This window comes from Martelella sp. AMO21009, from assembly GCF_053484295.1.
In genome coordinates this window covers 69876-89227 of record NZ_JBAKFR010000010.1, presented here as the reverse complement: position 1 = coordinate 89227, position 19352 = coordinate 69876, and the positions used below count along the sequence as shown (strand labels likewise).

The window sequence follows — 19352 nt, the reverse complement described above, 5'->3', positions numbered from 1 at the left end:
ACAGCCAGATCGGCAGCAGTCAGACCTTCGCGCCGGCGGTTGGTCTCGCAGGTGGAAGAGCGCTGTGGCATCGTGGACGAAAATCAGGCAAGGTGAGCCATGACCAACCAAACAAGGCCAACCGGACCGGTTTTCAAACGCAAGCCGGCGTCCTGATCAAGCAGAACCCCATGGCGCATTTTCTTCACGAGTCGATCACCTTCATCGAACCCTATCTCCGCCATTATGGCCTGCTGGCGCTGTTCGTGATCATCTATCTCGAATCGCTCGGCGCGCCGCTGCCGGGCGAAAGCGCGTTGATCGGCTCCGCGCTGCTGGCGGCAGACGGACAGTTATCGATCGTCGGGATATTCTTCGTCGTTGTCTGCGCCGCCGTGATGGGAGACAGCACGGGCTATCTGATCGGCCGGTTTGGCGGCCGTGCACTGATCTCGCGCTACGGACGTTATGTCGGCATGACGGAAGACCGCCAGAAATGGATCGAGGGCCTTTATGAGAAACGCGGCGCGTGGGTCGTTGTCGGCGCCCGCTTCGTCGTCATCCTGCGGCAGTTGAACGGAATCGCGGCGGGCTCGATGGGGATGCGCTGGCCGCCCTTCCTCGCCGCCAATATCGTCGGGGGTCTGTTGTGGGCGGCAGTCTGGACCATCGGGCCCTATATGTTCGGCGACGTCATCGCCGAGCGCCTGCATCTCACCCTGCACGGCGCGCCGTCGTGATTACCCGACCGGCAGGCGAAGGCGCGCGGACCGGCGCAATCCTGCCCGGCAAGCCTTCCGGACTTGACCAACGTGCCGCATCCGCAGCCATCGGTGGCTTCGTTGGGACGTGGGGATGGCCGCCTTGCCGCGCGACGGCATGAGACACTGGAGACGGAAGGCGACTGTCAGGCAGTTGTGTGGCCAGTCGACAACGGGCCCTGCGGACGGTAACAGTTGCCTCCGTTAAACTGCCGCATTGTGTTGCAAGTGGAATCTTTTGATATGACTTCGGTTTTCTGGCTTCTTGTGATCCTCCTCGTGGCATTCGCCATGTCGCATTCCAGAGTGAGAGGCCGCCTCAGGAAACTGGAGGATGAGCAGCGCAAAACCCGCGAGCGGCTGGAAGCGCTGGAGCGCCAGACGCAAGGCGATGCGGAAGAAAACGTCGCCGCCGGCGCAGGGGCCACGGAAAAAACGCCGGCCAGAGAACCGGCCGAAAGCGTGGAGCCGCCCGCAACCGAGACCGTCGCGCCGCCGGACGGTGCGGCATCGACCGAAGCCGAAAAGTCATCCAGCGCCGTCAAGGGACCGCCGCGCGCCTTCGTCTTTGCCGGCGACGTCATGGGGCAATTCGCACACTGGATTCGCCAGAACTGGACGATCGCTCTGGCGGCGCTTTCGCTGGCGCTGGGGGGCGTCTTCATGGTTCAGTACGGCGTCGAAAACGGGTTGCTGACGCCGATCTGGCGCGTGGTCGGCGCGCTGGCGCTGGGCACCTTGATGATCGCCGCGGGCGAGGTGATCCGCCGCCGCTACGGTGATGAGGGGACGGCCTCTACGGCAGCCCTCCCCTCGGTCTTTGCCGGGGCGGGACTGGTGACGCTTTTTGCCGCCGTGCTCGCCGCCCGTCTTCTCTACGGTCTCGTTTCCCCCGAGACCACGCTTGCCGGGCTGGTTCTGGTCAGCATATTGGCGGTGGCGCTCGGCTGGCTCTATGGTTCCGTGCTGAGCGCCGTCGGCATTATTGGCGCCACCGCCGCGCCCTTTCTTGTCGGCGGGCAATCCGAGAGCGGCTGGCTGTTCTTCTATTATTTCGCGTTCATCGCCATCGCCGGCCTGGCCGTCGACAGCGTGAAGCGCTGGGCCTGGGTTTCCGCGGTCGTGCTGATCGCGACGGCAAGCGCCGCCACCCTGCTCTATGTCGCGACGGGCGGCCTGATCCATTATTCGGCCTTTCTCGCGCTTTCCTGGCTGGCGTCCGTCATCATCCCCGTCCAAAGCTTCGTGCCGACTCATGCCGGCCAGACGGTTCTGGCGACGCTTGCCGGCCTACGCCCGCGCGCGGATTTCCCGACCCGGGTTGTCGCGGCGATGACGCTGTTCGTCAGCGCGGCCGGCCTTTACCTGTCTCTCGAAGCGCCGTCCGCGACAGAAGCGAATGTGGCCTTCCTGCTCGTCGCCCTCATCCTTGGCGCGACGCTGACATGGATGCACCGGGCCGAGGCGCTGAAAGACATCCCGCTCCTGCCCGCCGCCGCGTTTCTGGCCGTGCTCGTGCTGCAACCGGTCGAATACGGCCCGCTTTTCGCTCAGTTTCTCGCCATGCGGGAAGCGGCGACGACACCCGCGACCTCCTTCATCGCGCTGGCCCTCGTCCTCTCGGCAGTCGCATCGATCATGGCCTTCTGGCGGATGACCCGGTCCGCGGACGATGCCCGCGCGGCGCTCGGATTCGCACTGGGAGCTGCGACCTTTGCGCCGGCGAGCGCCTTCATTGTCCAGTTTCTCTGGTCGCCGGCGGCCGCCTTCGGGGATTATCTCTGGAGCCTCCACATTCTCGCGATCGCGGCTGTCATGGCCGTGCTGACGGATCGCACCTTGCGAAGCGACGACACCAACCAGCGACAGCTTCGCGCGGCCCTCTTCGCGATCGCCGCGCTGTCGGCGCTCGCGCTGGCGCTGTTCGTGGTGCTGACCCAGACGGCGCTGACGCTGGCGCTCGGCGTGGTCGTGATCCTCACGATCTGGCTCGACCGGCGTTTTGATCTCGCGCTCATCGGCATCTTCACCAAGGTTGCGCTCGCTATCATCGCCTTCCGGCTGATCGCAAGCCCCGGTTTTTTCTGGGCGGTGCGCGGCACCACCTCCTGGCTGGCGGTCATCGAGGCCTATGGCGGCACTCTGGCGCTGCTCTATCTCGGCTGGCGGCTTTCCGTGCCGCGCGCGCGCCAGTCCGTGCAGGCGGCAGTCGAAACCACCACGTGGACGATTGCCGCCGTCTTCGCCTGTGCGCTGCTGCAGCGGCTGGTGCCGGATGAACCGGGGCTGCTCGCCGCGGTGATGGCGATCGCCATGCTCGCCCAGATCAGCCGATTGCCGACGACCGGAAGATGGCTGCGGCTTTTCCGGGCGGCGCTTGCAGTGCTGTTCGGCTTGGTCGCCATCGCCCTGATTGCCGTGCCGCTCACAGTCACCAATCCCGTGCTGTTCCGCTTCAACCCGGTGACGGGGCCGGCGATTTTCGACAGTCTGGCGCTCAGCTATCTGCCGCTCGCGGCCGTGCTGGCGGTCGGCGCATGGAAGATCGGCAATCTCGGCCAGCGGTTGCGGATCGCCTTCATCTGCGTCTCAGGCCTGCTTGCGGGCTTCTATGTCGCCTGTGAGATCCGGCGGTTCTGGCGCGGCAATGATCTTTCGGTCCCGGGCGTCACCCAGCCGGAACTCTACAGCTATACCATCGCTCTGGTGATCGTCTGCGCCGTTCTGCTTCTGATCAGCTTCTCCCGCCGCTCCCATGCCCTGCGCAAGGTCGCCATGGCCGCGACCGGCCTGACAATCGCGAAGGTCTTCCTGGTGGATATTTCCGGCCTCGAAGGGCTCCTGCGCGTCGTATCCTTCATCGGCCTCGGCCTGGCACTCGCCGGTCTCGGCTGGCTCGACCGCGCCATGAACCAACGCTGGAACAGGATGTCGGACAAGTCCGAAACGCCGGGCGACGATGGAGACTTGTAACAAATCCGCCGCCGCTCTGCCGGTTTCATCCGCCACAGGAATAACCGAATAACCAGCGCGGGATAAATCGAGCCCGATGCCATGGGCATGGCGCTTGACGCGCCATGCCCTTTCAAGATTGCAACCGCCCAGGCGTCAGCCGACGAGGCCGTTGTCATCACGCTTGATCGCCATGATCGACGAGCGCGGCAAGCCTTCTTCCGCCGGCCACGAGCCGCCCGGATGCTGAACGCCGACGAACATGGTGCGCCGGTCCGCCGACCAGCACAGGCCGGTGATCTCGCCGCCGCGCGGACCGGTCAGGAAGCGGACGATCTCGCCCGTTGCCGGATCGCCGGCAAGCTGCTGGTTATTGCCCATGCCGGCGAAATCGCCCTCATTGCTGTCCTCGCCGTCGGTCTGGATCCAGACCAGACCGCTCATGTCGAAGGCCATGCCGTCGGGCGAGTTGAACAGATTGCCGCTGTTGATGTTGGACGAACCGGCATTGGCGTCCGAATGGACCTCCGGATTGCCGGCCATGACGAACAGGTCCCAGCGGAAGGTATCGGAAGCATGGTCGTCGCCATCGGGATACCAGCGCACGATCTGGCCGTATTTATTGGCTTCGCGCGGGTTCGGTCCGCCGACTGGCGTCGCGTCGCCGCCGGCATTGGCCTTGACGCCGCGGTTCTTGTTGTTGGTGAGACAGCAATAGGCCTCCGCGGCATAGGGGTTGACGGCGACCCATTCGGGACGGTCCATGGTCGTGGCGCCGACCTTCGATCCGGCCATGCGGGCGAAGATCAGGATGTCGGCTTCTTCCATGCCGGTGGTCTCTGGCGTCAGCGCCAGCCACTCACCGGTCTGGTCGTCGTTGAACTTCGCGACATAGAGCGTGCCGTCATCGAGCAGGCCATCAGTATCCCCGCCGGCGACATAGGGATTGGTCGAGACGAAGCGATAGAGGAACTCGCCGCGCTCGTCATCGCCGAGATAGACCACGACGCGGCCATCGGGGGCGAGCGTCACTTCGGCGTTTTCATGCTTGAAGCGACCGAGACCGGTGCGCTTGACCGGCGTGCTGTCGGGATCGGTCGGATCGATCTCGACCACCCAGCCGAAGCGGTGCGGCTCGTTGGGGTTCTTCGAGGTATCGAAGCGCGGATCGAACTTTTCGTAGCCGTACTGGCTTTCGGCCGCCATGCCATAGCGCTCGTAGCCGGCGGCGACGTCATCACTGTAGCTTGTCTCTTCGGTTGCGCCGAAATAGCCGTTGAAGTTCTCCTCGCAGGTCAGATAGGTGCCCCACGGCGTCTTGCCGGCGCCGCAATTGCCGAGCGTGCCGAGCACGGCGCGACCATCCGGATCGGCTTCCGTCTTCATGAGCGGATGACCGGCGGCCGGCCCCGAAATCGCCATCGGCGCATTGTGGTGCAGACGGCGGTTAAACGGGCTGGAGCGCACCACGGACCAGCCGTCAGCGCCTTCCGCGATCTCGACCACGGTCACGCCCTGCAGGTTCTGCAGCTTCAGCACGTCGGCCGCGCTCTGCGGCACGCCGTCTTCGGTGTGCGGCAGGTTGATGTCGCTGTTCACATACTCGTTGTTGACCGCGAGAATCTGGTGACCACCGATCTCGAAGGTCTCCATGCCGTCGGTGTTTTCACCGAAGACCTTGTCGGACTCCTCGACGGAGCCGCCGGTCTCGTGGTTGAATTCGGCAACGCCGTCATAAAGCGGATCGCCCCAGCTCACCAGAACTCTGGCTTTATAGCCTTCGGGCACGTGAAAGGCGTAATCGGTCTGGGCGGCGATCGGCGTGAACGGAAAGCGCGATTGCGGTGTAGCCGCTTCCGCCGCTCCGCCCGGCAACAGGCCGGCGCTCATGGCAACGGCGCCCGAGCCGAAGGCGACAACGCCGCCGAGAAAGCCGCGCCGCGAGATCGCGCGTTCGACCACGCGGTCGAAATCGCTTTCTTCGGGCCGGGGAAAATTGAGCTCGTCCCACGCATCGGCGGGCATCTTGATGGGCGGTATCCTGGTCATGAAAGGTCCCTCGTAATTTAATAGCATTACGAGGTCGACCCTACAGGCCTTTCTTGACGGCGGCATGAATGTTCCCGGTGATGGCAGCGTAAAAAAGCGCGCCTTCGACCCCGGAAGATCGCGCGCTCTTCCGGCGGCCTGCCCTCCACGGTGATGATCAACACGGCGAAAGACTACGCGCTTCCGCCTTTCAGCAAGGCAACGGACAACGCCATCCCCGGCGAGAAGACCTTCTACGCCCGCTTCGAGCCCTATTACGACCGGATCAGGCTCTACAACAGGCGTTCGCACGGATCCGCGAAGCGCTCGATGGCGATGACGCAGCACTGCTGAAGCTGTTCGGGTCCACCGAAGCGTTGAACGCCGTTATCGGCCTGACGGGCGAACAGAACGAGGTTTTCACGGCCACGCTCGATGACATGCGCAACGGCGCAAACGCCGTGAACGACGCCTTCCGCAAGCAGGCCGAAGAGGCAACGGCGCAACTCGACATGCTGAAGAACCAGCTTGCCGCCCTGGCGATCACGGCGGGCAACGTGCTTCTGCCCGTCGTTGTCGAGCTTGTGCAGGAAATCCGCCCGCTTATCGACCAAGTTCTTGCCTGGGCACAGGCCAATCCGGAACTGACGCGCACCATCGTCATGGCGGTTGCCGGCCTTCCTACCAGTCCTATGACGGGCTATTGAAGGTACAGGTGCAGGTCGCCGAGCGGATCGACTTCGGCCCGGAGCTACAGATCGCCAAGAGGCTGATCGACGAATGCCTGAACGAATGGTCGGCGGAAAGCCGCCCGGAGATCCAGGCGATCGTCACCCGCGCCTTCAACACCGACAAGGAAGGCCAGATCAACCGCGCCGAAATCTTCGGCCTGCTCCGCCACAACATTGAGGACGCGCGCTGGCAGCGGGCCATGAGCGCGATCCGCGACCCGCGACGACATGCTGGCGGATTTCCGTAAGGCGGTCGAGAAGGCCCGCGCCGCCGGCACGGGCCTTAAGGAATTCCGCAAGGACTTCGACGCGATCGTCGACCGCACGGGCTGGCGCTACAACTCGCATGGCAAGACCGAGGAGGAACGGCGCGCCTGGCGCGCCCGGATCATCTACACGACGAACATGCGCACGTCCTACATGGCCGGGCGCTACAAGCAGCTCACCGATCCCGATGTCCTGAAATACCGGCCCTACTGGAAATACGTCCATTCGGGCGCGCTCCATCCGCGCAAGCTGCATCTCTCATGGAACGGGCTGGTGTTGGCCGCGACCGATCCGGCATGGCGGATCATGTTCCCTCCGAACGGCTGGGGCTGCGGCTGCGCCATCGAGGCGCTGTCGGAACGCCAGTTGAAGGCGCTGGGCAAGGATGGTCCCGACCCAGCGCCCGACCTTCGCGCCTATCAGGACACCGATCCGCGCACCGGCGAACCTGAAACCCGCTATCCGGGGATCGATCGCGGCTGGGCCTATAATGTTGGCGAGGAATGGCTCAATGGCGTGGTGCCGCCGGAGCTGCACAAGCCGCTCGAAGCTTACGGCAATGAGATCAAGCCCGCGGCGGACCTGCCGCCGCTGCCCGATCCGGTCAAAGCGCGCGCCGGCGATCTGATGGCAACTGGACTTGCGCCTGAAGCCTATGTCGAAGCCTTTTTGAAGGCCTTTCAATTCGACGGCGATGGCGGTTACATCCGCGACACCCTCAACAATCCGCTGAAGAACGCCTGGCTCGGCACGAACTACGGCACGCTTGGCGACGTGATGAACCGGCCTGCCGGCGGCCTGTTTTCCGCCCTCTCCGGTCAGAGCGTTGGCGCGATGAATGTCCAGGCGGCGACCGTGATCGTCAATGGCGGGATCGCCTCCGGCGCGGGCGGGCTTGGCGGGCTGCTGGCCGGTCTTGGCGCATCCAATGACAACAGGCCGCTATCCGCTTATCGAGAGGCGATCGCTGCAATCGAGAGCGGCGGGCGCTATGGCGCGCTCGGTCCCGTCACCGCGTCAGGCGATCGCGCCTATGGCCGTTATCAGGTCATGGGCGCCAATGTCGGCCCGTGGACCGAGCAGGCGCTTGGCTATGCGATGACGCCGTCGTCATTCCTGACGAGCCCGCAAGCGCAGGATGCCGTATTCGACAAGATATTCGGCGGCTACCTGTCGCGCTATGGCAACGCCAATGACGCGGCCAGCACCTGGTTCACCGGCCGACCGCTTTCACAAGGCGCTTCGGCGGCCGACATTCTCGGCACGACCGGCGCATCCTATGTCCAGAAATTCAATACCGCCCTTTCGCAGTTGACGGATACGACCGGCCTGGCCACCGACGGGCTCGGCACGCTCGGAAACGGCCTCAACCAGTTCGGCGGGCTTCTCTCCTCCTATCAGCCTTCAGGCGGCGCGGGCGGCGGTCTGCTTTCGGCGCTCGGCTCGCTCTTTGGCATCGGCGGCGGAACCTCGCAATTGGACATCGCGCGAGCGAATATCGCCGCCGGGACGGCAGGGCTTTATAGTTTCGGCGGCTATACCGGCCCCGGCGGCGTTCACGAGCCGGCCGGCGTCGTGCACAAGGGCGAAGTCGTCTGGTCGCAGAGCGTTATCGCCCGCGCCGGCGGCGTGCGCGTGGTCGAGGCCATGCGGCTTGGAAAGCGCGGCTATGCCAAAGGCGGCGTGGTCGAAAGCCTGCCCTTTGCAGTACCAGCTTCGAATGACAATGCCGGCTCGCCCGCCCGGCCGTCGATCGCGATCAGCATCTCGCTTGAGGGCGCGCAGGGCGACAGGGAGATCGAGCAGAAGTCGCGGCAGGCCGCCTATGCCGGCATGAAGCAGGCGCTCGATGAATATGACGCGCAGTTCAACGACAAGGTCGCGGCCGCCGTCGATCGGCCGAGGTGGCGCTGATGATCTATCCGCTTGCCGCCATATTCGACCGTCTGCCGATTGCGGGTTTCGAGCTCGACATCAAGCGCAATGACGAATTGTCCGGCCAGGGCTCCGGCGCGCTGCTCGGCGTCGAGCTCGCCCCGCCGCTCTGGACCGCGACGATCACGCTCGGCGATGCCCGCAACAATGAGCTGAAACAGGCCGCCGCGCTGATCCGCGCGCTCGGCGGATTGCGCGACGCCTTCATGGTCTGCGATCCGACATCGCTCTGGCCTCAGGCCGACTTCAAGGGCGCGGCGCTCACGGGCGCGAACGTGCATCTGCGCACGGTCGGCGCCGATCGATCGGTCGCCCTGCTCTCCGGCTTTCCGGCGGGCTATTTGATGACCGTCGGCGACAAGCTCCAGCTCACCGACGGCGCGCTTCTCAGCTATCACGAGGTCCGCGCAACGGTCGCCGCCAATGGCGCGGGCGGGATGAACCTGCCTGTCTTCCCGATGCTGCCCTTCTCGCTCACCGCCAATGCCGTGGTCACGCTGATCCGCCCGGCCTTCGCCGCCATCGTATCGCCGGGCGGCCACAAGCCTGGAACGGCCTCCTCGGCGCTGACGCGCGGCGCGCAAATCGAGATCATCCAGAAGAGGAAACCGTCATGATTTACGCCGACCAGGCGATCATCGCGGCGCTGGAGAATGCCGCCGAAAACGGGCTGTCGGAACGCAAGCTCGTCTATGTCCACGCCCGTGATCGCGTCACCGGCCTTGTGAGCGGAATGGGCGTCTGGGCGGGTGATGAGGATCTGTCGATAACCGTCGCCTCCGGCCTGTCGGGCGCTGCAGAGACGCGCGCCTATTATGGCGGCGGCACGCTGATCGATGTCGGCAATATCGTCTGCGCAACCGACATGACCATCCGGCTGTCGCAGATCGCCGATGTCGCCCAGGCTCTGTTGCGCACGCTCGATATCCGGCTCGCCCGCGTCGAGGTTCACACGCTCTATCTCGATCCGGCCACCGGCGCGATGATCGGCTCGCTGCTCGATTTCGTCGGCGAGGTCGACAAGGCCCCGCTTTCGACGCCGGCCGCCGGCGACGAAGGCGCGATCGCGCTCACCTGCGTGCCCGACCTGATGTCGATGCTGACCCGCATCAATCCCCGCAAGAGCTCCTACGAGGACCAGAAGGCCCATGCGAACGGCGACGAGTGGTCGCTCTACGCCTCGACTGCCGGCGACTGGACGATCTGGTGGGGACAGAAAGGCGAATGACAATGCTCGACCTGACAAGACGGCCCGACTGGCGGCCGAGGCTGTTCGCATTCATCTCCGGTCTGAAGGCGCTGCGCTTCAGGTGGGGCAGCGACGATTGCTTCGTGACGCTTGCCGCCGGCGCGGTCGAGACGATGACCGGAGCGGATCCGGCCGCGCCGCTTCGCGGCCGTTATCATGACGCCGTCAGCGCCGGCGCATTGCTGGCCGAGCTGGGCCACGAGGACCTTGCCGGCCTGATGCGCTCGATGATGCCCGAGACGCCGATCGCCATGGCCCGCATCGGCGACATCGCGTTTGTTGCCGATGACAATGAGGTCGGCGGCGCGCTCGGCGTTGTGATCGGCGCTCGGATCGTTGTGCTGCGCCAGATCGGAACGGGCACCATGCCGCTGCTTTCCGCTCAAACGGCCTTCAAGGTGGGTTGATGCGCATTAAAACCCTCCTCACGCTGCTTGTCTTTCTGACGCTCGGAGCCGCGCCGGCGCATGCCGCCCCGGTGTTCGGCGCCGTCATCGGGATATTTCAGGCGGTCGGAGCGTTTGCGGCGTCGAGCTGGATCGGCGGACTGATCGTCAATGTCGCCTTTGGCGCGGTCACCAATCTGATTTCCCGCGCCTTCGCGGGCAAGAAGAAGTCCGAACAGCAAAGCTTCGGCGTCAAGCTCTCCATGGAGACCGGCGACGACAAGCCGCTGTCCTTCGTGGCCGGCCGATCGGCCACCGCCGGCAAGCTCAAATATTGGGGCACCTGGGGCAATGATGGCGAGACGCCGAACGCTTATCTGACGAAGGTGCTGGAGATCGGCTCCCTGCCGTCCTTCGCCGGCGGCCAGGCGCTGGAGCATCTCTGGATCGACAGCGACAAGTGCACGATCCTCTACGGCGAGCCTCACGGCGACGGACGCGGCTATCCGATTTCGGAGTTCCGCCAGGACGGCAACGACTATGCCTGGGTGCGCTATCTCGACGGCGCTCAGACGGAGGCCGACGCCTTTCTGCTCGCAAAGTTTGCCAATGCCGAAAAGCCCTATCGCCACTCCATGATCGGCCGGGGCAAGCAGGCCGTCATCGTCACCTTCCGCAAGAACGATGATCTGTTTTCAGGCAATCCGGCCGTGCTGGTCGAGCCCCCGCCGCTGCCGCTCTACGACCTGCGCCGCGACGATACCGTCGGCGGCATCGGCCCGCAGCGTTTCGACAATCCTGCAACATGGTCGCCGACGCTCAATCCGGCGGTGATTACCTACAACATCGCGCGCGGCATGCGGCATGCCGGCGGCTGGCTTTACGGCGGCCAGAATGTCGAGGCGCTCCGGCTTCCGCCGTCCGACTGGATGGCGGCCGCCAATGAATGCGACATAGCGGTACACGGCACGCCGCAATATCGCGCCGGCATCGAGATCGATGTCAGCGCCGAGCCGCTCGATGTGCTGGAGCAGTTCCGGCTTGCCTGCAACGGCATTTTCGTCGAGGGCGGCGGCGTGCTGAAGCTCGCCGTCGGCGGGCCGGGCGCGGCGGTCTACGCCTTCACCGACGCCGATGTCATCATCACCAAGCCGCAGCAGCTCGATCCGTGGCCATCGCTGTCCGACACCCACAACACGATCTCCGCCTCCTACCCGGAGCCGGGCGACAAATGGGCGCGCAAGGACGCGCCGGAATATGCCTCCGGCGACGCCGTTGCCGCCGACGGCCGCAGCTTGGCGCAATCGGTGACGTTTGCCGCCGTGCCATGGTCGGAGCAGGTGCAGCATCTGCAGAAGACCATGATCGAGGACGGACGGCGGATGCGGGTGCATACGCTGGTGTTGCCGCCGCCCTCGCGGCTGCTGGAGGCCGGCGACGTGATCGCCTGGACGAGCGCGCGCAACCATTACCAGGACAAGGCGTTCCAGATCACCACGCTGACGCGGCTGCCGGGCTCGCTCAGCCAGGTCACGATCAAGGAGATCGATCCCGCCGACTACGATCCGCCGGCGATCGTCATTCCGCCGACGACCGGCCTGCTCGGCCGGGGAACGCCGCCGGTGCAGATCATGAAGGGCTGGACCGTGGAGCCCGCCTCGATGGCCGATGGCAATGGCGTCGGGCGGCTCGCCGCGATCAAGGTTTCCTGCGGCGCCGGCATCGATGGCGTGACGGCCGTCGTCGTGCAGGTGCGCGTCCGCGACACCGGCCAGACGCTGTTTTCCGGGCACACCACGGCCTATGAGGCGCCCTATGCCTGGCTGATCGGGCCGCTGCCCTCAAAAACGTGGGTCGAGGCGCGCGGGCGGTTCATCTCCGATCTGGTGCGCAACCAGGAATGGTCCGACTGGCTTGAGGTCGAGACGCCGAATGTCATGGAGGACCTTGGCGTCAGGCTGGATACCGTCGGCGAGGACGTTCGCAAACGCTTCGAGGAGCTGCAGGCCGATCTCGACCGGACGATAAGGCGCTCCTCCGAACTTGCCGCGGCGCTTTCGCTGCAAGGCTCCGTCGGCCTTCTCGACCGTCAGGTCTTGCGTCAACAGAGCGGCGAGGCACTGGCGCAGATCATCGAGGAAAAGCTGGTGCGCGCGAGCGAGGATGAGGCGCTTGCCCAGACGCTTGAGCTGGTCGGCGCCGAGATCGCCGGCGTCTCCGCATCGGTTGTCGAGGAGCGCCAGGCGCGCGTGACGGCCGACGAGGCGATCGCGCAGCAGACCTCGGCCGTGACCGCGCTGCTGAACGAGAACTTCGCGGCCGGTCAGGTGAAGTTCGCAGCCACCGCCAATCAGAACGGCGTGAATGCCCGCTTCTCCGTCCTTCTGAGGGCTGGCACGAACAGCGGCTATCACGAAAGCGGCCTCTACCTCGAAATCTACACCGAGGGTGGCGTTCAGCGCTCGCGCTTTGCCGTCAACGCCGACCAGTTCGTGGTGCTGAATAATGGCCAGCGCCCGTTCCTGTTCGAAGGCGGCGTCCTGAAGCTCAACGCCAGCCATATCGGCACGATCGTCGCCGGTCTGTTGCGCGGCTCCAGCGGCAAGACGCGGCTCGATCTCGACAATGACTACCTTTCGGTGAGCGACTGATGGCAACGCGATTTCTCATGACAGCCGGCCGCATCCTGCTGACGAAGCCGGGATATGACGCCTATGACGGCGGGATCTCCGACAGGCACAAGCTGTTTGACTCCAACTGGAATTTCTCCGGCGTGCTGATCGCGGCCGGGACCATCACGGATCCGGCGCCGGTCAGCGGAAACGACGGCCTGACCTCGACGTCATCACCGCTTCTCATCCATTTCCCTTCGCCCGGCTACGTACCGGCCGCCTATGTCACGTTCGAGAACCAGGGCGCGAGTACGCCCTATGACGGCGCGGGCTTTGGCGAGCTGCGCGTCGAAGACAGCACCGTCGAGGACGGTTCAAAGGTCTATGCCGATCGGCTCGGCAAAGGTCTATGCCGATCGGCTCGAGCTCTCCCGGCCGTCGATCTCGGGCGGCGGCTATCGCCGATATCGCGGCCTGATCCACTATCGCGTGTTCGGGGTCTGACGATGGCGAGACGCATCATCATCGGCAGACATCCGGGTTTTGGCGTTGCCGGCGCGTTTTTGAGCCGGCCCGGCGACGACGTCGTCAACCCGACTGGCGCGCTGCTGCTCGACTCCCGCTATCAGAATGTGGCCGTGCATGCCGAAGGCCGCTTCCGCATGGGCCGCACCACCGGCGACGGCTACTCGACCTGGTGGGCGACGGTCAATTTTCCAGATCTCGGATACCGGCCGCTGTTCTACGGGTCAATGACCTACGCCAATCCGCACAATGCCAACAAGGTCCCGGTCGACTCCAACTATTACCCGACAAGCAGTTGCGTCAATCGCGACACGACCCTTGGCGAGGTGCCGTTTTCCTTCGGCGTCTGGCTGGAGAACAACTGGACGATCAAGGCCAAGGCCAAGGCCTACGCCGACACCGGCCCGCGCAACGCGGATTTCGACTTCTATTACATCATCCTGAAGAGGGCGACATGACGCGGCGGGTTTATATCGGCAATGACAATGGCGCGTTTCGCTTTCGTGTTTCAATGCCCGGTCACGACGCGCTGACGGCGGCCGACCAGCATCTGACGATCAAGGAGGGCATGTCGCCGCTGACGCCGAAGGAGATCGTGACCGCATGGGTTGCCGCGCGCTCTTCCGGCGGCCCGCCCTCCACGGTGATGCTCAACACGGCGAAAGACTACGCGCTGCCGCCCTTCATCGTGCTCAAGGCAACCGACAACACCATTCCCGGCGAGAAGACCTTCTACGCCCGCTTCGAGCCCTATTACGACCGGATCAGGCTCTACAACATGCTCGGCCGGCCGCTGACGATCTCCGCATTCATCTTCGACGAGGTTATCTGATGACCGCTTACGCCACAGGCACAATCACGCTGACCAATGGCTCAAAGGCCGTGACCGGCGATGGCACAGGCTGGGCCACGGCGCTGATCGCCGGCGGCGTCATCTATCCGCAGGCCGCCGGAAATCCCCTGCCGATCGCAAGCGTCGACAGCGATACGGCAATCACGGCGGCGACGGAATGGGTCGGCGCTTCCGGAACCTATGCCTATGCACTGCAGCGGCAGGATGACGCGAACCAGGTGATCGCTAATGCGGTCGCGCTCGCGGACTATATTCGGCGGCTCGACAATGCCGCGCTTTCCGCTTTGGCGGGGCTGACGCCGGCAGCCGACAAACTGCCCTACTTCAACGGAGAGGGCTCAGCCGCCCTGACCGCGCTGACGGCATATGCCAAAACGCTGCTCGCGGCCGATGACGAGGGGGCGGCGCTGGAGACGCTTGGGGTGACAGAATTTGCGCAAGGTCTACTTAACGATCCGGACGCGTCCGCCGCTCGTCAAACTCTGGAAATTATGGAGGAGGAACCGGGTAAAATCGCGATGTTTGCTATGCCCTCAGCACCGACCGGTTGGCTGAAAGCCAATGGCGCTGCCGTGTCGCGCACGTCATACGCCGGTCTGTTCAACGCGATAGGCACGGTATGGGGCGCCGGGGACGGCTCGTCCACGTTTAATTTGCCTGACCTGCGCGGCGAGTTCCTGCGCGTGTGGGATGACGGGCGAGGCATCGATGGCGGTCGCGCCTTCAGCTCATCTCAAGGAGACGCCATTCGGAATCTAACGGGTCGGGTGCTCCACTTTGTATACGGAGCCGGTGTCTTCGAATATGCGACAAGCGCCAACCCGAACGGTGTCTTCTATGGCGCAGGCAACGCTGAACTTATTCAGAGCCCAGCCGCCGGGACGGGATCGGGCGGCTATCACAATGCATCCGTCATGGACGCCTCGCTGCAAGTGCCGACGGCGCCAGAAAATCGTCCGCGGAACATCGCCCTTCTCGCCTGCATCAAATACTGACCGGAGCAGATCATGGACATCTATCACTTCAGTGCCGTGACCGGCGAATATCTGGGACACGGACAAGCCGATGCCGATCCGCTGGAGGAAGGCCGCTTCCTCGTGCCCGCCAATGCCGCGACCGTCGCGCCGCCCGCCGCTGGGCCGCAACAGGCGAGCGTGTTTGCCAACGGGCAATGGTCCCTCGTCGCGGACTATCGCGGGCAGGAATGGTTCGACGCGGACGGTAACGCGGTTGAGGTGAAGGACCTTGGCGATCCGGCCGATCTCGGTTTGCTTGCAGAGAAACCGGCGGATCAAACGCCGTCGACCAGCGACGATCTGGCGGCCTATGCCCGCGACCTGTCATGGCGCACCCGCGTCGCGGGCACGGATATCAACGGCGTCCGGGTCAGATGCGACGACGGCGCGATCGCGCTGATCAACGGCATGGCGGCGCTCGCCCAGCAGGACGAGGCGCGGACTTTCAACTTCGATGCCGGCGACGGGATGGTGAGCCTGTCGGCCGCCGAGGCGATCGCGATGGCGACCGCCGTCGGCGAATTCGTACAGTCGACCTTCGATCGCCGGGCGGCGGTGCTTGCCACGATCGCGGATGGCTCCATTGCCGACACGGCCGCGATCGATGACGCCTTTGCCGATCTGGCGATGGCGTGGCCTTCGCAAGCATAGCAGGCAGGTGGCCATGGCCTCACAGCCATGGCGCGGCGGGGTCTAGATTGGCGTCATGACCCGCCGGGCAGCAACATACGATAACCGCCACACCCGCACCCCGAAGGGCCTGCGCGTTGTGAGCGATTCGTTGGATATTTGAAATGGTAAATCAGCGCCCGGTCGCTCCGACCGTTCCCGCCGCCGGCTATATCGGCGGCAAGCGCATCCTGTCGAAGACCGTCATCCGCAAGATCAACGCGATCAACCATGACGGCTACGCCGAGCCCTTCGTCGGTATGGGCGGCGTGTTTCTGCGCCGCGATCGCCAGCCGAGGACGGAGGTGATCAACGATATCAGCGGCGACGTCGCCAACTTCTTCCGCATCCTGCAGCGGCACTTCCCGCAGTTCATGGACACGCTCCGCTTCCAAATCTCCGGCAGGCGGGAGTTCGAGCGGCTGATGAAGACCGACCCGACGACGCTGACCGATCTCGAACGCGCCGCCCGCTTCCTCTATCTCCAACGCCTCGCCTTCGGCGGCAAGGTTGCCGGCCGGAACTTCGGCGTCAGCAAGACCACCGGCGCCCGCTTCAACCTGGTCAAGCTCGCCTCCACGCTGGAGGACATCCACGAGCGGCTTTCCGGCGTCGTCATCGAATGCCTGCCCTGGCAGGACTTCATCCGCCGCTACGACCGGCCGGGCATGCTGTTCTATCTCGACCCGCCCTATTGGGGAAACGAGGGCGACTATGGCGCGGGCGTCTTCGGTCGGGATGATTTCGAGCAGATGGCCGACGTCCTGGACGGGCTTCAGGGCGGCTTCATACTGTCCTTGAACGCCGTTCAAGGCGTCTTCGAAACCTTCTCGCGGTTCGCCATCGAGGAGGTCGATTGCACCTATTCGATCTCGGACGGCAACAACAAGGGCGTGAAGGAGGTCATCATAACGCCAGCAAAGTCTTTGCTCGCGGCGGCCGAATGAGGCGGATGCCAGCGAAACTCTTTCACGTGCGGCCGACGGAAGCATTCAGATTGCTCGTCTTCGGCCCCCACGAGAGCGATGGTCCGGGCATCAACAAAGGAGACCGACATGAGTGACAACAAGATCGCCATCACCCAGATCATCAAGGCCATGCAGCGCGACGCCGAAGACATTATGAACCAGATCGACCTCGCGGCCGAGGACATCGGCCAGGGCCGCCGCAACAGCGCCATCGGCGCGCTCGCACCCGTCGACGCCACGATCGAGCGCCTCGCCTCGCTGCTGGCAGCGGCGCGGGCTATTCATCGGGTGGCGGTGATGAATTGATGATATAGCAACCTGAAAATCGGGAGTGAATCGGCCACAAGCGCGCGAGTTGCGCATCCGACCTGATGGTGAGTTTAGATTTGCGATCGCTGCTAATATATCGTTCTGCTGCATTGCAGATTCAGTATTCTGGAGATGACGATGGGACGAATGAAGGACCTTCAAATCGAGCAAAGAAATCTCGAAGTGGAGTGGCTCGGTATTATTTCTAAACTCTTCTATGAAAAGGGGTATAAAATTGTCGCTGAAAATGACGGTTTTGTCCCCACCTATCGACCAGACCTAATCATTGAGAGGGGCGGCGGCAAGATCATCGTAGAGCTGAAACTTTATCGATCAGAGCGCGTATCCTTAGCCTTAATGCGAAATGCTTTTATTTCGTTATCCAGGTCAATGGAAATCGAGCAGGCCAATAGCGGGATACTGATCATCCCTCAGGACATTTCCCCAGACCGCTTGTCAAAAATTCCACCGAAAGAGGGAATAGAGATATGGGACAAGGAGAAACTGATTGAGGAAATGCGACCCTTTCCCCATCTCGCGCAAGGCCTAGCTTACTTTTTTCGAGAACTGCGGGTGGGAGCCGAGCGCCCTCCCGAGGGGCCGGATAACGTATCAATGTTGGGAGAGGTTGAGGCAACACTTCCTGAAGTAGGAGCTGGAGAGTTGCTGGCCCAAAAAATCTCGAAGATACCTCCCGGAAAGGAGGGAGGGGCTGCTTTGAACTTCGAAGAGGTTTGCAAGGAAGCTTTGATCTTACTTTTTGGGAAAGATCTGCTCGGATGGCAGGCTCAAAGCAAGGTCGAAATGGGCTTTCAGCGCATGGATTTCATAGCTCGTTTACAGCCCGTACAGAGCTCATTCTGGTCTACCTTGGCAACTGATTTTCGGACAAGATATGTCGTATTCGAGTTTAAGAATTACGGCAGTCCCATTGGTCAAGACCAAATATATACGACTGAAAAATACCTCTTCACGCGCGCCTTGCGTTCTGTCGCCATCGTCATATCGAAAAATGGTATGTCTGAAAGCGCGGACCGGGCTGCTCAAGGAGCTCTCCGTGAACAGGGTAAGCTAATTCTTTGTATTAGCGGCGAGGAGTTTCAAGCCATGCTCCGGGGGTTTGATCAGGGAAATGAGCCGGATGAGATACTGATCAGAAAACGTGATGAACTGCTGATGGGGATTGGTCGGTAGCTTGATTCGAGCGACTCCCACAAAACTTATTTGCTGCAAAACCAGCTGTCAAAATTGCAAAACCGCGCGTCACGCTACACGCGCGTCACGCTACATACAGTCAAAATTGCAAAACCGCGCGTCACGCTACACACGCTACAGCAAAACCGCGCGTCACGCTACAACAGCTACACTCATTATGGTGCGCGTGGAGGGACTCGAACCCCCACACCTTGCGGCGGCAGGACCTAAACCTGCTGCGTCTACCAATTCCGCCACACGCGCAACGCAGCTCCATGGTCGCGGTTACGCAACCGGAGGGAGGACGTCGCGAAGCCTATTATGCGATGCAGGCGGGTGATGCAAGCCGATATCGTGAAACGGCGGTCAGGGCGACGGACGTTCAACTGTCATGGCAGCGCCAGACAGAGATGCCCTTCCCGCCCTGATTAATCTACCTAAGGTAGCAGAATTAGCCGAAAGGGCCGCTCTCAGATGGCTGGCGACGGTCGCGAGCGACCTCCGCGGTCTCAGCCGTCGCTTTCCTGATCATAGCGGGATTTGACGTCGTCGATGATCATCATCAATGCCTCCCGCTTGGACTGGCATTCCTTGTCGCGACCATAACGCTCAATGAATTCAGAATGTTCGGTCGTTATGACCGTTGAAAGGCTGGTCAATCCGCGCTTGCGGAAGCCCCGCCGGAAATTACGCATGTAACGATTCCACGCTTCCCTCTCTTCATCGGACCTGGTGCTTTTCTGATCCTGATTTTCAACTTCATTTCGACCCATAGCCAACCTCTCCTGTCTGCTAATGCTTCCAACCTTCCCGATCTCTCAGACGATTTTTAATTATAAACTCCAATCTTAATAAGTAAAGATTTCTAATTTAGGATTTATTTACTTGTATATTACGCATCGTTAATTGAATAATCCA

The 19352-nt window shown here is 62.9% G+C and carries 18 protein-coding genes, 1 tRNA gene and 1 pseudogene; 17 read left to right on the top strand and 3 right to left on the bottom strand.

The window, feature by feature from the left end; all coding sequences use genetic code 11:
* Positions 1-194 precede the first annotated feature (194 nt).
* Positions 195-719, top strand: coding sequence for a DedA family protein (locus V6766_RS13335; protein WP_448467227.1), 525 nt, complete (start codon positions 195-197; stop codon positions 717-719).
* A 264-nt stretch (positions 720-983) separates the two neighbouring features.
* Positions 984-3713, top strand: coding sequence for a DUF2339 domain-containing protein (locus V6766_RS13330; RefSeq protein WP_448467150.1), 2730 nt, complete (start codon positions 984-986; stop codon positions 3711-3713).
* A gap of 135 nt (positions 3714-3848) precedes the next feature.
* Here the strand turns inward: V6766_RS13330 and V6766_RS13325 are convergent, their stop codons facing one another.
* The gene (locus V6766_RS13325; protein ID WP_448467148.1) at positions 3849-5741 is read right to left on the bottom strand and encodes a PhoX family protein; all 1893 of its coding nucleotides are present in this window, start codon (positions 5739-5741) and stop codon (positions 3849-3851) included.
* Positions 5742-5891: 150 nt separating this feature from the next.
* On the opposite strand from V6766_RS13325, the gene V6766_RS13320 reads away from it, so the two are divergent.
* The 15 genes and pseudogenes from V6766_RS13320 to V6766_RS13250 all read left to right on the top strand — a co-directional run bounded on the left by V6766_RS13320 (position 5892) and on the right by V6766_RS13250 (position 18434).
* On the top strand, positions 5892-6074 hold the full coding sequence (locus V6766_RS13320; RefSeq protein WP_448467146.1) for a hypothetical protein: 183 nt from the start codon (positions 5892-5894) through the stop codon (positions 6072-6074).
* Entirely contained in the window at positions 6035-6427 is a 393-nt protein-coding gene (locus tag V6766_RS13315) for a phage tail tape measure protein (protein ID WP_448467225.1), read from the top strand. Before V6766_RS13320 ends, V6766_RS13315 begins: the two co-directional genes overlap by 40 nt.
* Positions 6400-6687: pseudogene (locus V6766_RS13310) on the top strand (DUF3164 family protein); the annotation flags it as partial. The gene V6766_RS13315 and the pseudogene V6766_RS13310, both read left to right, overlap by 28 nt.
* Positions 6680-8632, top strand: a complete 1953-nt coding sequence (locus V6766_RS13305; RefSeq protein ID WP_448467144.1) for a phage minor head protein — start codon at positions 6680-6682, stop codon at positions 8630-8632. The pseudogene V6766_RS13310 and the gene V6766_RS13305, both read left to right, overlap by 8 nt.
* Positions 8632-9270 carry a hypothetical protein gene (locus tag V6766_RS13300; protein WP_448467142.1) on the top strand — a complete coding sequence of 213 codons (639 nt, stop codon included), beginning with the start codon at positions 8632-8634 and terminating at the stop codon, positions 9268-9270. The genes V6766_RS13305 and V6766_RS13300 overlap by 1 nt, the downstream gene beginning before the upstream one ends.
* The gene (locus V6766_RS13295; protein WP_448467140.1) at positions 9267-9881 is read left to right on the top strand and encodes a hypothetical protein; all 615 of its coding nucleotides are present in this window, start codon (positions 9267-9269) and stop codon (positions 9879-9881) included. The genes V6766_RS13300 and V6766_RS13295 overlap by 4 nt, the downstream gene beginning before the upstream one ends.
* Positions 9878-10309, top strand: a complete 432-nt coding sequence (locus V6766_RS13290; protein ID WP_448467138.1) for a DUF6950 family protein — start codon at positions 9878-9880, stop codon at positions 10307-10309. Before V6766_RS13295 ends, V6766_RS13290 begins: the two co-directional genes overlap by 4 nt.
* Positions 10309-12939 carry a phage tail protein gene (locus tag V6766_RS13285; RefSeq protein ID WP_448467136.1) on the top strand — a complete coding sequence of 877 codons (2631 nt, stop codon included), beginning with the start codon at positions 10309-10311 and terminating at the stop codon, positions 12937-12939. The genes V6766_RS13290 and V6766_RS13285 overlap by 1 nt, the downstream gene beginning before the upstream one ends.
* On the top strand, positions 12939-13883 hold the full coding sequence (locus tag V6766_RS13280; RefSeq protein ID WP_448467134.1) for a hypothetical protein: 945 nt from the start codon (positions 12939-12941) through the stop codon (positions 13881-13883). Before V6766_RS13285 ends, V6766_RS13280 begins: the two co-directional genes overlap by 1 nt.
* Positions 13880-14257: a hypothetical protein gene (locus V6766_RS13275; RefSeq protein WP_448467132.1), complete on the top strand. Its 378-nt coding sequence runs from the start codon at positions 13880-13882 to the stop codon at positions 14255-14257. The genes V6766_RS13280 and V6766_RS13275 overlap by 4 nt, the downstream gene beginning before the upstream one ends.
* Positions 14257-15273 carry a phage tail protein gene (locus V6766_RS13270; RefSeq protein WP_448467130.1) on the top strand — a complete coding sequence of 339 codons (1017 nt, stop codon included), beginning with the start codon at positions 14257-14259 and terminating at the stop codon, positions 15271-15273. Before V6766_RS13275 ends, V6766_RS13270 begins: the two co-directional genes overlap by 1 nt.
* Before the next feature lie 12 nt (positions 15274-15285).
* The gene (locus V6766_RS13265) at positions 15286-15945 is read left to right on the top strand and encodes a DUF4376 domain-containing protein (RefSeq protein ID WP_448467128.1); all 660 of its coding nucleotides are present in this window, start codon (positions 15286-15288) and stop codon (positions 15943-15945) included.
* A gap of 143 nt (positions 15946-16088) precedes the next feature.
* Positions 16089-16910, top strand: a complete 822-nt coding sequence (locus tag V6766_RS13260; RefSeq protein ID WP_448467126.1) for a DNA adenine methylase — start codon at positions 16089-16091, stop codon at positions 16908-16910.
* Positions 16911-17018: 108 nt separating this feature from the next.
* Complete coding sequence (locus V6766_RS13255; protein WP_448467124.1) at positions 17019-17237, top strand: hypothetical protein; 219 nt, start codon at positions 17019-17021, stop codon at positions 17235-17237.
* Between the two features lie 141 nt (positions 17238-17378).
* Positions 17379-18434 (top strand): hypothetical protein, encoded by a 1056-nt coding sequence (locus tag V6766_RS13250; RefSeq protein ID WP_448467122.1) that lies wholly within the window; start codon positions 17379-17381, stop codon positions 18432-18434.
* A 179-nt stretch (positions 18435-18613) separates the two neighbouring features.
* On the opposite strand, the gene V6766_RS13245 is transcribed toward V6766_RS13250, so the two are convergent.
* Positions 18614-18698, bottom strand: a tRNA-Leu gene (locus tag V6766_RS13245).
* A gap of 245 nt (positions 18699-18943) precedes the next feature.
* A complete protein-coding gene (locus V6766_RS13240) occupies positions 18944-19207 on the bottom strand; it encodes a hypothetical protein (protein WP_448467120.1) in 264 nt (87 codons plus the stop codon).
* Positions 19208-19352 lie beyond the last annotated feature (145 nt).